At 52.9% G+C, this 13,962-nt stretch carries 8 protein-coding genes, 4 tRNA genes and 3 rRNA genes; 2 read left to right on the plus strand and 13 right to left on the minus strand.

The features are described 5' to 3' along the window. Positions 1-10 precede the first annotated feature (10 nt). The 3 genes from ilvM to ilvL all read right to left on the minus strand — a co-directional run bounded on the left by ilvM (position 11) and on the right by ilvL (position 2,159). A complete protein-coding gene (ilvM, locus tag PW844_RS04670; RefSeq protein WP_208716873.1) occupies positions 11-268 on the minus strand; it encodes an acetolactate synthase 2 small subunit in 258 nt (85 codons plus the stop codon). Then, on the minus strand, positions 265-1,911 hold the full coding sequence (ilvG, locus tag PW844_RS04675; RefSeq protein WP_299448427.1) for an acetolactate synthase 2 catalytic subunit: 1,647 nt from the start codon (positions 1,909-1,911) through the stop codon (positions 265-267). Before ilvG ends, ilvM begins: the two co-directional genes overlap by 4 nt. 149 nt (positions 1,912-2,060) lie before the next feature. Further along, a complete protein-coding gene (ilvL, locus tag PW844_RS04680; RefSeq protein ID WP_071783595.1) occupies positions 2,061-2,159 on the minus strand; it encodes an ilv operon leader peptide in 99 nt (32 codons plus the stop codon). A 328-nt stretch (positions 2,160-2,487) separates the two neighbouring features. Between ilvL and PW844_RS04685 the strand changes: the two genes are divergently transcribed. Next, positions 2,488-4,008: a YifB family Mg chelatase-like AAA ATPase gene (locus PW844_RS04685; RefSeq protein WP_299448431.1), complete on the plus strand. Its 1,521-nt coding sequence runs from the start codon at positions 2,488-2,490 to the stop codon at positions 4,006-4,008. A 25-nt stretch (positions 4,009-4,033) separates the two neighbouring features. On the opposite strand, the gene PW844_RS04690 is transcribed toward PW844_RS04685, so the two are convergent. Next, positions 4,034-4,372 carry a DUF413 domain-containing protein gene (locus PW844_RS04690; RefSeq protein WP_084877814.1) on the minus strand — a complete coding sequence of 113 codons (339 nt, stop codon included), beginning with the start codon at positions 4,370-4,372 and terminating at the stop codon, positions 4,034-4,036. A gap of 121 nt (positions 4,373-4,493) precedes the next feature. Between PW844_RS04690 and hdfR the strand changes: the two genes are divergently transcribed. Further along, complete coding sequence (gene hdfR, locus PW844_RS04695) at positions 4,494-5,315, plus strand: HTH-type transcriptional regulator HdfR (RefSeq protein ID WP_299448435.1); 822 nt, start codon at positions 4,494-4,496, stop codon at positions 5,313-5,315. A gap of 106 nt (positions 5,316-5,421) precedes the next feature. On the opposite strand, the gene PW844_RS04700 is transcribed toward hdfR, so the two are convergent. The 9 genes from PW844_RS04700 to btuB all read right to left on the minus strand — a co-directional run bounded on the left by PW844_RS04700 (position 5,422) and on the right by btuB (position 13,937). Continuing rightward, positions 5,422-5,497, minus strand: a tRNA-Trp gene (locus PW844_RS04700). Positions 5,498-5,506: 9 nt separating this feature from the next. Continuing rightward, a tRNA-Asp gene (locus tag PW844_RS04705) sits at positions 5,507-5,583 on the minus strand. 74 nt (positions 5,584-5,657) lie between these two features. Continuing rightward, a 5S ribosomal RNA gene (gene rrf, locus PW844_RS04710) occupies positions 5,658-5,773 on the minus strand. A gap of 106 nt (positions 5,774-5,879) precedes the next feature. After that, positions 5,880-8,783, minus strand: a 23S ribosomal RNA gene (locus PW844_RS04715). 196 nt (positions 8,784-8,979) lie between these two features. Further along, a tRNA-Ala gene (locus PW844_RS04720) sits at positions 8,980-9,055 on the minus strand. Positions 9,056-9,206: 151 nt separating this feature from the next. Next, positions 9,207-9,283, minus strand: a tRNA-Ile gene (locus PW844_RS04725). Positions 9,284-9,356: 73 nt separating this feature from the next. Continuing rightward, positions 9,357-10,898, minus strand: a 16S ribosomal RNA gene (locus tag PW844_RS04730). The 16S, 23S and 5S rRNA genes sit together here with 4 tRNA genes alongside, the layout of an rRNA operon. A gap of 371 nt (positions 10,899-11,269) precedes the next feature. Further along, the gene (murI, locus tag PW844_RS04735; protein ID WP_299448437.1) at positions 11,270-12,121 is read right to left on the minus strand and encodes a glutamate racemase; all 852 of its coding nucleotides are present in this window, start codon (positions 12,119-12,121) and stop codon (positions 11,270-11,272) included. Continuing rightward, positions 12,066-13,937, minus strand: a complete 1,872-nt coding sequence (btuB, locus tag PW844_RS04740; protein WP_299448439.1) for a TonB-dependent vitamin B12 receptor BtuB — start codon at positions 13,935-13,937, stop codon at positions 12,066-12,068. Before btuB ends, murI begins: the two co-directional genes overlap by 56 nt. Positions 13,938-13,962 lie beyond the last annotated feature (25 nt).

Genomic DNA, 13,962 nt, shown 5'->3' on the forward strand with positions numbered 1-13,962 from the left:
CCTTTCGCGACTAGGCACGGATTTGTTGTGTTGTCTGTTGTTGGATTTGGACGCAAGCGACATCCATCAGTTTACTTAACTGCGAAGACAGTAAATCGACTGAGCGCTGGCTGGCAACGGTCATTTCAATATTAATGTTTTCCGTATTAGCGGCTGATGCCATGTTCATGGCGCACACCTGGAAACCACGGTGGCGCACGACACGCAAAATGCGTTCCAATATTTCAGGGCGGAAGCGGGCCTCGATAGACAATTGATGCTGGTTCATGCGGTTTTCTCCATCATGTTTGCGTTGCTGGCACCTGGTGGCACCAATGGCCAGACGTTTTCATGCTCATCAATCGAAACATGCAGGAAGTAAGGACCTTCACTGTTCAGCAGAGCATCAAGGGCGGCGTCGACCTGATCTTTACGGGTAATACGCTGGCCGGGGATATCAAACGCGCTGGCCAGCGTCAGGAAATCGGGGTTATCAGTCAGGATGGTTTCGCTGTAGCGACCATCAAAGAACAGCTGTTGCCACTGGCGTACCATACCAAGCCGTTGGTTATCCAGCAGCAGGATTTTCACCGGCAGTTTGCCGCGCTTGATGGTGCCCAGCTCCTGGATGTTCATCATGATGGAGCCGTCGCCGGATACGCAGATCACCGTATCGTCCGGGCGGGCGACTTGAGCGCCTATCGCTGCTGGCAGGCCAAAGCCCATGGTGCCGAGGCCGCTGGAAGTAATAAAATTTTCCGGCGCGCTGAACGACATATGCTGTGCAGCCCACATCTGATGCTGCCCAACGTCGGTGGTAACCACGGCGCTGGCCGCTTTGCGATCGGAAAGTTGCTTCAGCAGCAGTGGCGCGTAAATCGCTTCACCAGGATGATCGTAACGCCAGCTAAATTCAGCCTTCAGCATTTTCACTTCGGTGCGCCACGCGTCGATTTGCAGCGGCATACTCAGTGCTGGCAGCACCTGATTCAGGTCGCCCTGCAATGAAACGTGAGCACGGCGCAGTTTGTTCAGCTCGGCAGGATCAATATCGAGATGGATGACGCTGGCGTGCGGCGCGAAGGTATCGAGCTTACCGGTGACGCGGTCGTCGAAACGCGCGCCAACGGCGATCAGTAAGTCACACTCCTGCACCGCAATGTTTGCCGCCTTGGTGCCATGCATGCCCAGCATGCCGAGGTAGACTTCGCTGCTGGCATCAGCACTGCCCAGACCTTTCAGGGTGGCAACCATCGGAATGCCGGTATCGATCGCCATGGCACGCAGTGCCGGAACGGCATGCGCCATACCCACGCCGCCACCGATGTACAGCATGGGTTTTTTCGCCTGGGCCATCAGTGCGCGCGCTTCCGCGATTTGCTGTGCCGAGTGGATCGGCGCTTCTTCGACTGGCAGCAGCCGCGGTGTCGGTTCACCTCTGGCAACCTGAATATCTTTCGGGATATCAACCAGAACCGGGCCTGGACGGCCTGACTGGGCGATGGCAAAGGCTTCTGCCATCACTGAAGGTAAATCATCAAGGGATTCAACGAGGAAACTGTGCTTGGTGCAGGCCAGCGACAAGCCGAGAACATCGATTTCCTGGAATGCATCGGTGCCGATAAATGGGGAGGCAACCTGTCCGGTAATCGCCACCACCGGGATGGAGTCCATCATCGCGTCGGCTAAACCGGTGATCAGGTTAGTCGCCCCCGGGCCCGAGGTGGCGATACAGACACCGGTTTTACCTGTGGCACGCGCATAACCAATCGCCGCCATCACCGCACCTTGCTCATGCCGACACAGTAGGTGTTCCACGCCGCCATCGTAGAGCGCATCGTACACTGGCATGATGGCACCGCCAGGATATCCAAACACGGTCTCAACACCCTGCGCGCGTAAACTTTGAACTACCCACTGTGCACCTGTCATGGTTATTCTCCTGTATCCCTGCGGGAACAACAGAATTTTATGCTACTGTTCATTATCTGTTCCTCGATGATTCGCTGATATTTTGCCTGGTCGAAAAAAAACCCCCGGACCTTTCGGTGCGGGGGTTTTTGGAATTCCAGGCTTGATTTTTAAGCCTTTCTTTCTCCAAGCGTAGCCCCGCACGGTGGGATAATAATCACCACCACGCTAATCACGACTAGGCTAATCACTTGTAGAAGGGCTTTCATGTGTTGTTCGTTTTTTCGATTGTTCGAAGTAATACCTACAGAGTTACCATAGTTATCTGTGCATTGACAATAATTTTCATCAGGAATTTTTATGACGTTGCGCTTCAGTCTCAGTTATCACTTTGTAAGTAAAGGGTTATTTACATTCGTGATAAATATTCATTACGACCGCGACGTAATCTTTCATTCTGATTTGGCAAGCGGCTTCCAAAATCTCTTAACGTGCTGCAAAAAACCGTGAAATAACGGAATCAAACGCGCAGTGATGATCATCTGGATTCGATCTCTCATTGTGAGGCGCGCAGGATAGAGCTAACAAGGAGAGGTTATGTCTTTATCCCGGGTTTTAACACGCGCGGCACTGGGCGTTCAGGCACCACTGGTGACAGTGGAAGTGCATATCAGTAACGGCCTGCCCGCTTTAACGCTGGTCGGTTTGCCAGAGACAACGGTGAAAGAGGCGCGGGAACGGGTTCGCAGCGCCATCATCAACAGCGGTTTTACCTTTCCGGCAAAGCGCGTCACGATCAATCTTGGCCCCGCTGATCTGCCCAAAGAGGGTGGGCGCTACGACCTGCCAATCGCCATTGCGATTCTCGCTGCCTCAGAGCAGCTTCCAGACGCCAAACTCACTCAATATGAATTCCTGGGTGAATTAACGCTAAACGGCTCGCTCTGTGGCGTTCAGGCCGCCATTCCCGCAGCGATGGCAGCGCTGCATGCTGGCCGGCAAATGATTCTCTCTGAACAAAATCAGCAGGATGTGGGTTTAATCCGCGAAGGTGTGACTCTCGTTGGTAAGCATCTGCTTGAAATCTGCGCATTTCTCCATAACCAGGCAGAGTTAACCGTTGCCCACTACCAGCCTGAAGCGATCAACAAAGAAACACAGGACCTGAGCGATATCATTGGTCAGGAACAGGGACGCCGCGCGCTAGAGATCACTGCGGCTGGCGGGCACAACCTGCTGCTGCTCGGTCCACCTGGTACCGGGAAAACCATGTTGGCCACCCGCTTACCCGGTATCATGCCGCCACTGAGCGACCAGGAAGCGCTGGAGTGCGCGGCCATTGCCAGTCTTGTCAGTAGCGGCAATATCCATCGTCAGTGGCGTAAGCGCCCGTTTCGCGCCCCACATCATAGCGCTTCGCTGTATGCCTTAATTGGTGGCGGCTCTTTACCGCGTCCGGGAGAAATCTCTCTGGCGCACAATGGCGTACTGTTCCTGGATGAGCTGCCGGAGTTCGAACGCAAAGTTCTGGACTCCCTGCGGGAACCGATTGAATCCGGAGAGATCGCGATATCCCGAACCCGGGCAAAAGTGACCTATCCTGCCCGCTTTCAATTGATTGCAGCAATGAATCCGAGCCCCACAGGCCATTATCAGGGAACGCATAATCGCTGCACGCCACAGCAGATATTGCGCTATCTGAGCCGTCTTTCTGGCCCCTTTCTCGACCGCTTCGATCTGTCACTGGAAATACCGCTTCTGCCCAACGGTACGCTCAGCCAGAAGCAACAGCGCAGCGAAAGTAGTGCCGATGTGCTGCAACGTGTTCTCGAGGCGCGGCAACGTCAAATCAATCGCAGCGGGAAAGTAAATGCGCATTTATCTAATGCAGATATCCAGCGCTGGTGTGAACTGCTTCAGGATGATGCGAAGTGGCTTGAAGAAGTACTGAATTCACTGGGGTTATCAGTGCGCGCCTGGCAACGCATCCTGAAAGTGGCAAGAACTATCGCAGATCTGGCAGGAGAAACGCAGATTACCCGTCTTCACCTGCAGGAAGCGGTGGGGTATCGCAGTATCGACCGGTTAATGATTTTTCTGCACAAAAGTCTGGAATAAAAAACGGGGCATTTGCCCCGTTATCTTAGTCTTCGCTGTCGCTGTAGTCTTCGACACTGTCCATCTGCGGCTTGCCGCCGGAAAGCGTGTGAAAACGCTTAGGACGCTTGATACGTGCGGTATATTTCGACCATACACGTTCAGCTTCCGTTTGCGGCTCACGAATACCACGACATACTTCAAGAAATAAACGCTCTTCTTCCGTCACCGGCTCACGCTTTGCCAGGTCCAGTTCATTAAAGGCATAACCGTGGCGCTCAAGAAGCGTAGCTTCTTTAATGGTGAAGTCACCATGACGCGAAAAACCACGAGGGTAATGTTTGTTATCAAAGAAACGATTCGTTGTTGCGAAGCTGTCCGCCATTTTACACGCTCCTGATTCTCATATGGCCGTGCTATTTATGGCGCGGAGTATTAGATAGGCTTGACAGAGTGTAAAACAAAACATTTAAATCAACACGACAAACATTTTTTGGGAGAATGCTGTGGATACGGAATTACTGAAAACTTTCCTCGAAGTGAGCAGAACACGTCATTTCGGGCGCGCTGCTGAAGCGCTTTACCTCACGCAATCTGCCGTTAGTTTCCGCATTCGCCAACTGGAAAATCAGCTGGGCGTTAACCTTTTTACTCGCCATCGTAATAACATCCGGCTGACTTCAGCAGGTGAGCGTTTATTGCCCTACGCTGAAAGCCTGATGAGCACCTGGTTGATGGCTAAGAAGGAAGTTTCGCATACACAGCAACATCATGAGCTTTCTATCGGGGCCAGTGCTTCACTCTGGGAAGCCTACCTAACCCCCTGGCTACAATCGCTTTATGAGAACAGAGAAAGCCTGCATCTTGAGGCGCGAATCGCACAACGGCATTTGCTGGTAAAGCAGCTACATGAACGACAGCTTGATCTTTTGATCACCACGGAAGCACCGAAGATGGATGAATTGACCAGCCAGCAAATTGGTCACATTTCACTCGCGTTATTTCGTGCACGTAAAACTGAGAAACGTGAAAAATATGATTACATTAAACTGGAATGGGGAGCAGATTTTCACCAACACGAAAATTATCTGTCAAGTGATGACGTTCCGGTATTAACAACAACTTCGGCGCATGTTACCCGAGAATTGCTGCATACAACGGGTGCTTGTGCATTTTTACCTGATTTCTGGCATGGCACTTATAGCGATCTGATGGTTATTCCTGATACACCTGTCGCTGTCAGACCGTTATATGCGGTATGGCTTCAGAATAGCGATCAGCAGGCGCACATTCGGCAGCTGCTTAAATATCCGGTATTGACACATTGAGGTAATAAAACGGGAAGGGTTTGAGTGGATATTGGTGAAGCTCAACTCTCTTCACCACTAAATTTAGAACAAAAAAAATCCTTTGCCTAAGCAAAGGATTGTTTTCTGGCAGGGGCGGAGGGACTCGAACCCCCAACACCCGGTTTTGGAGACCGGTGCTCTACCAATTGAACTACGCCCCTAAATGAGGGTGGCGGTGCGGACGGGACTCGAACCCGCGACCCCCGGCGTGACAGGCCGGTATTCTAACCGACTGAACTACCGCACCACCGAATACTGCATTACCAGCGGGGTCTCGCTGATAACCGGTGTTACCTTTTCAGGTAAGTACCTTAAATTGATGCCTGGCAGTTCCCTACTCTCGCATGGGGAGGCCCCACACTACCATCGGCGCTACGGCGTTTCACTTCTGAGTTCGGCATGGGGTCAGGTGGGACCACCGCGCTACAGCCGCCAGGCAAATTCTGTCTATCCGTACCGCCCTCTCAGGCCGCACGAATCTATCCGGATGAACCAAGCTGAAAATCTTCTCTGGTCTCTCAACCAAAACGCCTCTGGCGTTGTAAGGTTAAGCCTCACGGGTCATTAGTACCGGTTAGCTCAATGCATCGCTGCACTTACACATCCGGCCTATCAACGTCGTCGTCTTCAACGTCCCTTCAGGACCCTCAAGGAGTCAGGGAGAACTCATCTCGGGGCAAGTTTCGTGCTTAGATGCTTTCAGCACTTATCTTTTCCGCACTTAGCTACCGGGCAATGCCATTGGCATGACAACCCGAACACCAGTGGTGCGTTCACTCCGGTCCTCTCGTACTAGGAGCAACCCCCCTCAATTCTCCAGCGCCCACGGCAGATAGGGACCGAACTGTCTCACGACGTTCTAAACCCAGCTCGCGTACCACTTTAAACGGCGAACAGCCGTACCCTTGGGACCTACTTCAGCCCCAGGATGTGATGAGCCGACATCGAGGTGCCAAACACCGCCGTCGATATGAACTCTTGGGCGGTATCAGCCTGTTATCCCCGGAGTACCTTTTATCCGTTGAGCGATGGCCCTTCCATTCAGAACCACCGGATCACTATGACCTGCTTTCGCACCTGCTCGAGCCGTCACTCTCGCAGTCAAGCTGGCTTATGCCATTGCACTAACCTCCTGATGTCCGACCAGGATTAGCCAACCTTCGTGCTCCTCCGTTACGCTTTGGGAGGAGACCGCCCCAGTCAAACTACCCACCAGACACTGTCCGCAGCCCGGATCACGGGCCTACGTTAGAACATCAAACATTAAAGGGTGGTATTTCAAGGCCGGCTCCACGCAGACTGGCGTCCACGCTTCAAAGCCTCCCACCTATCCTACACATCAAGGCTCAATGTTCAGTGTCAAGCTATAGTAAAGGTTCACGGGGTCTTTCCGTCTTGCCGCGGGTACACTGCATCTTCACAGCGATTTCAATTTCACTGAGTCTCGGGTGGAGACAGCCTGGCCATCATTACGCCATTCGTGCAGGTCGGAACTTACCCGACAAGGAATTTCGCTACCTTAGGACCGTTATAGTTACGGCCGCCGTTTACCGGGGCTTCGATCAAGAGCTTCTCCTTACGGATAACCCCATCAATTAACCTTCCGGCACCGGGCAGGCGTCACACCGTATACGTCCACTTTCGTGTTTGCACAGTGCTGTGTTTTTAATAAACAGTTGCAGCCAGCTGGTATCTTCGACTGGCTTCAGCTCCGGGAGCAAGTCCCTTCACCTAATGCCAGCGTGCCTTCTCCCGAAGTTACGGCACCATTTTGCCTAGTTCCTTCACCCGAGTTCTCTCAAGCGCCTTGGTATTCTCTACCTGACCACCTGTGTCGGTTTGGGGTACGATTTCGTGTTACCTGGAGCTTAGAGGCTTTTCCTGGAAGCAGGGCATCAGTTACTTCACCACCGTAGTGGCTCGTCATCACGCCTCAGCCTTAAAGCATTCCGGATTTGCCTGGAATGCAAGCCTACACGCTTAAACCGGGACAACCGTCGCCCGGATAACCTAGCCTTCTCCGTCCCCCCTTCGCAGTAACACCAAGTACAGGAATATTAACCTGTTTCCCATCGACTACGCTTTTCAGCCTCGCCTTAGGGGTCGACTCACCCTGCCCCGATTAACGTTGGACAGGAACCCTTGGTCTTCCGGCGAGCGGGCTTTTCACCCGCTTTATCGTTACTTATGTCAGCATTCGCACTTCTGATACCTCCAGCAGACCTCACAGTCCACCTTCAGCGGCTTACAGAACGCTCCCCTACCCAACAACACATTGTGTCGCTGCCGCAGCTTCGGTGCATGGTTTAGCCCCGTTACATCTTCCGCGCAGGCCGACTCGACCAGTGAGCTATTACGCTTTCTTTAAATGATGGCTGCTTCTAAGCCAACATCCTGGCTGTCTGTGCCTTCCCACATCGTTTCCCACTTAACCATGACTTTGGGACCTTAGCTGGCGGTCTGGGTTGTTTCCCTCTTCACGACGGACGTTAGCACCCGCCGTGTGTCTCCCGTGATAACATTCTCCGGTATTCGCAGTTTGCATCGGGTTGGTAAGCCGGGATGGCCCCCTAGCCGAAACAGTGCTCTACCCCCGGAGATGAGTTCACGAGGCGCTACCTAAATAGCTTTCGGGGAGAACCAGCTATCTCCCGGTTTGATTGGCCTTTCACCCCCAGCCACAGGTCATCCGCTAATTTTTCAACATTAGTCGGTTCGGTCCTCCAGTTAGTGTTACCCAACCTTCAACCTGCCCATGGCTAGATCACCGGGTTTCGGGTCTATACCCTGCAACTTAACGCCCAGTTAAGACTCGGTTTCCCTTCGGCTCCCCTATGCGGTTAACCTTGCTACAGAATATAAGTCGCTGACCCATTATACAAAAGGTACGCAGTCACACCCCAAAGGGTGCTCCCACTGCTTGTACGTACACGGTTTCAGGTTCTGTTTCACTCCCCTCGCCGGGGTTCTTTTCGCCTTTCCCTCACGGTACTGGTTCACTATCGGTCAGTCAGGAGTATTTAGCCTTGGAGGATGGTCCCCCCATATTCAGACAGGATACCACGTGTCCCGCCCTACTCGTCGGACTCACAATCCGTGCATTTTCGTGTACGGGGCTGTCACCCTGTATCGCGCGACTTTCCAGACGCTTCCACTAACACACAAACTGATTCAGGTCCTGGGCTGTTCCCCGTTCGCTCGCCGCTACTGGGGGAATCTCGGTTGATTTCTTTTCCTCGGGGTACTTAGATGTTTCAGTTCCCCCGGTTCGCCTCGTTAACCTATGTATTCAGTTAACGATAGTGCACAAGTGCACTGGGTTTCCCCATTCGGACATCGCCGGCTGTTGCGGTTCATATCACCTTGCCGGCGCTTTTCGCAGATTAGCACGTCCTTCATCGCCTCTGACTGCCAGGGCATCCACCGTGTACGCTTAGTCGCTTAACCTCACAACCCACAGGCGTTTTGCAACGCTTATGAATCGCAAGCTTTTGAGAGACTCGAACGCGCCGCTTTCATTTCTTATTACGGAGAAATGAAACAACGCGTCGTTTCAAATTTTCAGCTTGTTCCGGATTGTTAAAGAGCAAATACTTCGCAGCACACCGTTTCCGGTACGCTCTGAAGTATTGAAGTACTGTAATGGTGGAGCTAAGCGGGATCGAACCGCTGACCTCCTGCGTGCAAGGCAGGCGCTCTCCCAGCTGAGCTATAGCCCCATACAGTTACTGCAGAGACCACTACTACCACTCAACCGAGTTCACATTCTTCAGACAAAAGAAGAATGCAATTTCTGCTCAGGCAGGGCATGCGAAAGGGAAGTTTACGTCGGTAAACGACCGCGCGCATAACGCAGCATGAGAAGAAATTTGGTAGGCCTGAGTGGACTTGAACCACCGACCTCACCCTTATCAGGGGTGCGCTCTAACCACCTGAGCTACAAGCCTGTAGAGGTTTTTCTGCTCGTTACTTTTCTATCAGACAATCTGTGTGAGCACTTCGCGGGAAAGTATCTTCAGGTAAGGAGGTGATCCAACCGCAGGTTCCCCTACGGTTACCTTGTTACGACTTCACCCCAGTCATGAATCACAAAGTGGTAAGCGCCCTCCCGAAGGTTAAGCTACCTACTTCTTTTGCAACCCACTCCCATGGTGTGACGGGCGGTGTGTACAAGGCCCGGGAACGTATTCACCGTAGCATTCTGATCTACGATTACTAGCGATTCCGACTTCATGGAGTCGAGTTGCAGACTCCAATCCGGACTACGACGCACTTTATGAGGTCCGCTTGCTCTCGCGAGGTCGCTTCTCTTTGTATGCGCCATTGTAGCACGTGTGTAGCCCTGGCCGTAAGGGCCATGATGACTTGACGTCATCCCCACCTTCCTCCGGTTTATCACCGGCAGTCTCCTTTGAGTTCCCGACCGAATCGCTGGCAACAAAGGATAAGGGTTGCGCTCGTTGCGGGACTTAACCCAACATTTCACAACACGAGCTGACGACAGCCATGCAGCACCTGTCTCACGGTTCCCGAAGGCACTAAGGCATCTCTGCCGAATTCCGTGGATGTCAAGGCCAGGTAAGGTTCTTCGCGTTGCATCGAATTAAACCACATGCTCCACCGCTTGTGCGGGCCCCCGTCAATTCATTTGAGTTTTAACCTTGCGGCCGTACTCCCCAGGCGGTCGACTTAACGCGTTAGCTCCGGAAGCCACGCCTCAAGGGCACAACCTCCAAGTCGACATCGTTTACGGCGTGGACTACCAGGGTATCTAATCCTGTTTGCTCCCCACGCTTTCGCACCTGAGCGTCAGTCTTCGTCCAGGGGGCCGCCTTCGCCACCGGTATTCCTCCAGATCTCTACGCATTTCACCGCTACACCTGGAATTCTACCCCCCTCTACGAGACTCCAGCCTGCCAGTTTCGAATGCAGTTCCCAGGTTAAGCCCGGGGATTTCACATCCGACTTGACAGACCGCCTGCGTGCGCTTTACGCCCAGTAATTCCGATTAACGCTTGCACCCTCCGTATTACCGCGGCTGCTGGCACGGAGTTAGCCGGTGCTTCTTCTGCGGGTAACGTCAATGCATGAAGCTATTCACTTCACACCCTTCCTCCCCGCTGAAAGTACTTTACAACCCGAAGGCCTTCTTCATACACGCGGCATGGCTGCATCAGGCTTGCGCCCATTGTGCAATATTCCCCACTGCTGCCTCCCGTAGGAGTCTGGACCGTGTCTCAGTTCCAGTGTGGCTGGTCATCCTCTCAGACCAGCTAGGGATCGTCGCCTAGGTGAGCCGTTACCCCACCTACTAGCTAATCCCATCTGGGTTCATCCGATGGTGTGAGGCCCGAAGGTCCCCCACTTTGGTCTTGCGACGTTATGCGGTATTAGCTACCGTTTCCAGTAGTTATCCCCCTCCATCGGGCAGATCCCCAGACATTACTCACCCGTCCGCCACTCGTCACCCAAGGAGCAAGCTCCTCTGTGCTACCGTTCGACTTGCATGTGTTAGGCCTGCCGCCAGCGTTCAATCTGAGCCATGATCAAACTCTTCAATTTAAAGTTTGATGCTCAAAGAATTAAACTTCGTAATGAATTACGTGTTCACTCTTGAGACTTGATATTTTTTAAGTCCGTAGACTTTTGATATCAATCCTGCGAGTGCCCACACAGATTGTCTGATAAATTGTTAAAGAGCAGTGCCACATTTCTCGTGTGGCGCGGGTTGCGTATGTTACGCTTTCCGCGTTTTCAGTCAAGCATTTATTTTTGCTTTTCTGAAGGTTGCCACTTAAGGCTACCTACTTAACCCAGCGCTTCGTAAGCCGTTGTGCCGTGTCAGTGGAGGCGCATTATAGGGAGTTCTTTGAGGCTGACAAGTGCTAAATGCAATTTAATTTCTGAGTGTTGTTTTTTTCGACGAAAAGCCACTAAAGCGCCAGTTTTTCCAACAATGGGAAGCCATAACGCTGCAATACTGCTGATAATTGCAGCACTTCCTCATCCATTTGGGTACAAAATGCCATATTGGATGCAGAAGAGAGTGCAGTAGGTTCTGCCTGTTGCAGTAACCAGGCGGTACGACGCGCAATCGCCGCACCGGAATCCACCAGGCGCGTCCCTTCCGGCAGTACCAGCTGCAACTCATCACGCAGTAAAGGGAAGTGAGTACAACCCAGCACCACCGTATCCGGCGGCTCCTTCATGCGCAGCCAGGGCTGTACCACGCGACGCACATCATCCAGCAGCACTTCTTCTCCGTGCAGCTTCGCTTCAGCCAGTTCAACCAGCTCTGAAGAACCCAACATTTTGATTTGGCATTCGCGAGCAAACTGCGCCACCAACTCATGGGTATACGGGCGTTTCACTGTGCCCCGCGTCGCCAGTAACCCTACAACACCATTACGCGTTAAGCGCGCTGCCGGTTTAATGGCTGGCACCACACCTACCACCGGGAAGGAGAACTTTTCGCGCAATGCGGGTAAAGAAACCGTGCTGGCCGAGTTACAGGCAATGACTACCAGCGCCAGTGGAAACCGCCGCGTAATGGACTCAACCACCGCCATAACGCGTTCGACGATATAGGTTTCGGTTTTTTCGCCGTAGGGAAAACCTTCATTATCGAAGGCGTAGAGATAGTGGAGATCCGGCAGGAGTTGCCGAATCTCTTCATAGACGGAGAGCCCACCGACGCCGGAGTCAAACACCAGCACGGTGGGACGCAGATCAGAAGCTGTAGCTGGCGCTGAGGTAATACTCCGTTCCTGGAGTTTGATAGCCATACACTGTCTCGTAGTCTTTATCGAACAGGTTGGCAATTCTACCACGAACGGTGAGCTGAGAGGTGACCGGATACGACACCGCCAGATCCCATAAACTCACACCGCCCAGTTTAACGCGCTGCGCAGTATAGGAGTGGTTGTAATCATTGTCATAGCGCTCACCAAGGTAATGATAGGTGATGGACCAGTCAAAATCGAACACCGTCCAGTCGAGCTGGTATTTCACCTGCTGCTTAGCACGGCGCAACAATTGCTGATTGGTTTCTGCATCACGCGCATCGACATAATCATAAGAAATGGTATGGCTCAGCGGACCGGTATCGAAAGACGCGGTGGCTTCAACACCTTTAATGCGCGCTTTGTCGATATTGTAGTAAACGTAGGTACTCGGATCGCTATCAATCAGGTTATCGATGTCATTGCGATAGCCCGACACGCGCCAGTTCACCGGCCCGCTTAACCCTTCAAAGCCACTCTCCCACTGTTTGCTTTCTTCCGGCTTCAGGTTCGGGTTGCCGTAGGTCTGGCTATAAAGCTGAGCCAGATTCGGAGCCTTATAGGCTGTGGCGTAAGAAGCGAAGACACGATAACCATCAACAAATTCCCAGGCGGCGCTGCTCTGCCAGGTGCTGTGCCAGCCAAAGGCATTGTTGTCATCACCGCGTACCGCGCCTTCCAGCGTTACGCTGCCAAACTGCTGTTGAGCCGTGGCGTAAATGCCGGTATTACGCTGTTCCTGGCCATCCACCGTGGAATTGGTGCCGGGTTCTGACGTTTGTTTCTGCCAGTCAACGCCGCCGCTAACAGCCCCATGCCCCACCTGCACCGTGTTGCCCCACTGCAGGTTGTATTGCTGAACATCATCCAGCGAAGCGGTGGCATCATATTTACCCAGCTGCGGACTGTAGTTGTAATCTTTGGTGTGGCTGTAGCTGGCAATTAGCTGAGAAGAATAGATGCCCTGATTAAAGCGCAGCCCGGTGTCCCATGTCTGGCTGTAAAGCTGACGGGTATCAACGAAGGTGTTGGGTTCAACATAGGTCGGGTAGCCGTCATAAGCGGTACGGTTATCAAAGCCATAGCCCCGCACGAAGCCGCTGAACTGGTCGCTGAACTGATGTTCCAGTGAACCATAAAGGGTCTTGCTCATGAATCCGTCACGGTCTTTTTGCGCCGGATCGCCATAGATGTCTGGCAGGTTCGCCACCACATCATAGCCTTTGGTGTAAGTATAGTTACCGGCCAGCGTCAGTTTGGTCGCATCACCCAGTTGCTGCTGCGTCGAGCCATCGTAGCTTTGATAACCTTTTGACCCGACACCCGCCGTCAGCGTAGTCCCGGGTTTATCACGACCGGTGATGATGTTCACCACGCCGCCGATAGCATCCGACCCATACACCGCCGAGCGCGCACCACGGATATATTCGATGCGTTGTACCAGCGAGATCGGAATCTGGCTGAGATCGGACGAACCGGAGATACCCGCCTGATTCAGACGAACTCCGTCGATCAGAATCAGCACATGGCTGGAATTAGTGCCGCGGATGAACATCGAACTCTGCTGGCCGAGGCCGCCATTTTGCGCAATATCCACCCCCGGCAGGCGACGCATCACATCCGTGAGGCTTTTTGCCTGCCAGCGATCAATATCTTCCCGGGTAACGACTGTGGTGGGTGCCAGCACGGAAGAAACCGGCTGAGCAAAACGGTTGGCGGTAACGATTTGCGTATCATCATCCTGGGCATAGCCATATTGCGCCCAGAGGGACACCGCCGTTGCACTGAAGGCAAACAGCGAAGCATGTGTTTTTTTCATTGTTATAGCATCCAAAAGACGAAGC

Source organism: Pantoea sp. (genome assembly GCF_028283705.1).
GTDB lineage: Bacteria > Pseudomonadota > Gammaproteobacteria > Enterobacterales > Enterobacteriaceae > Pantoea.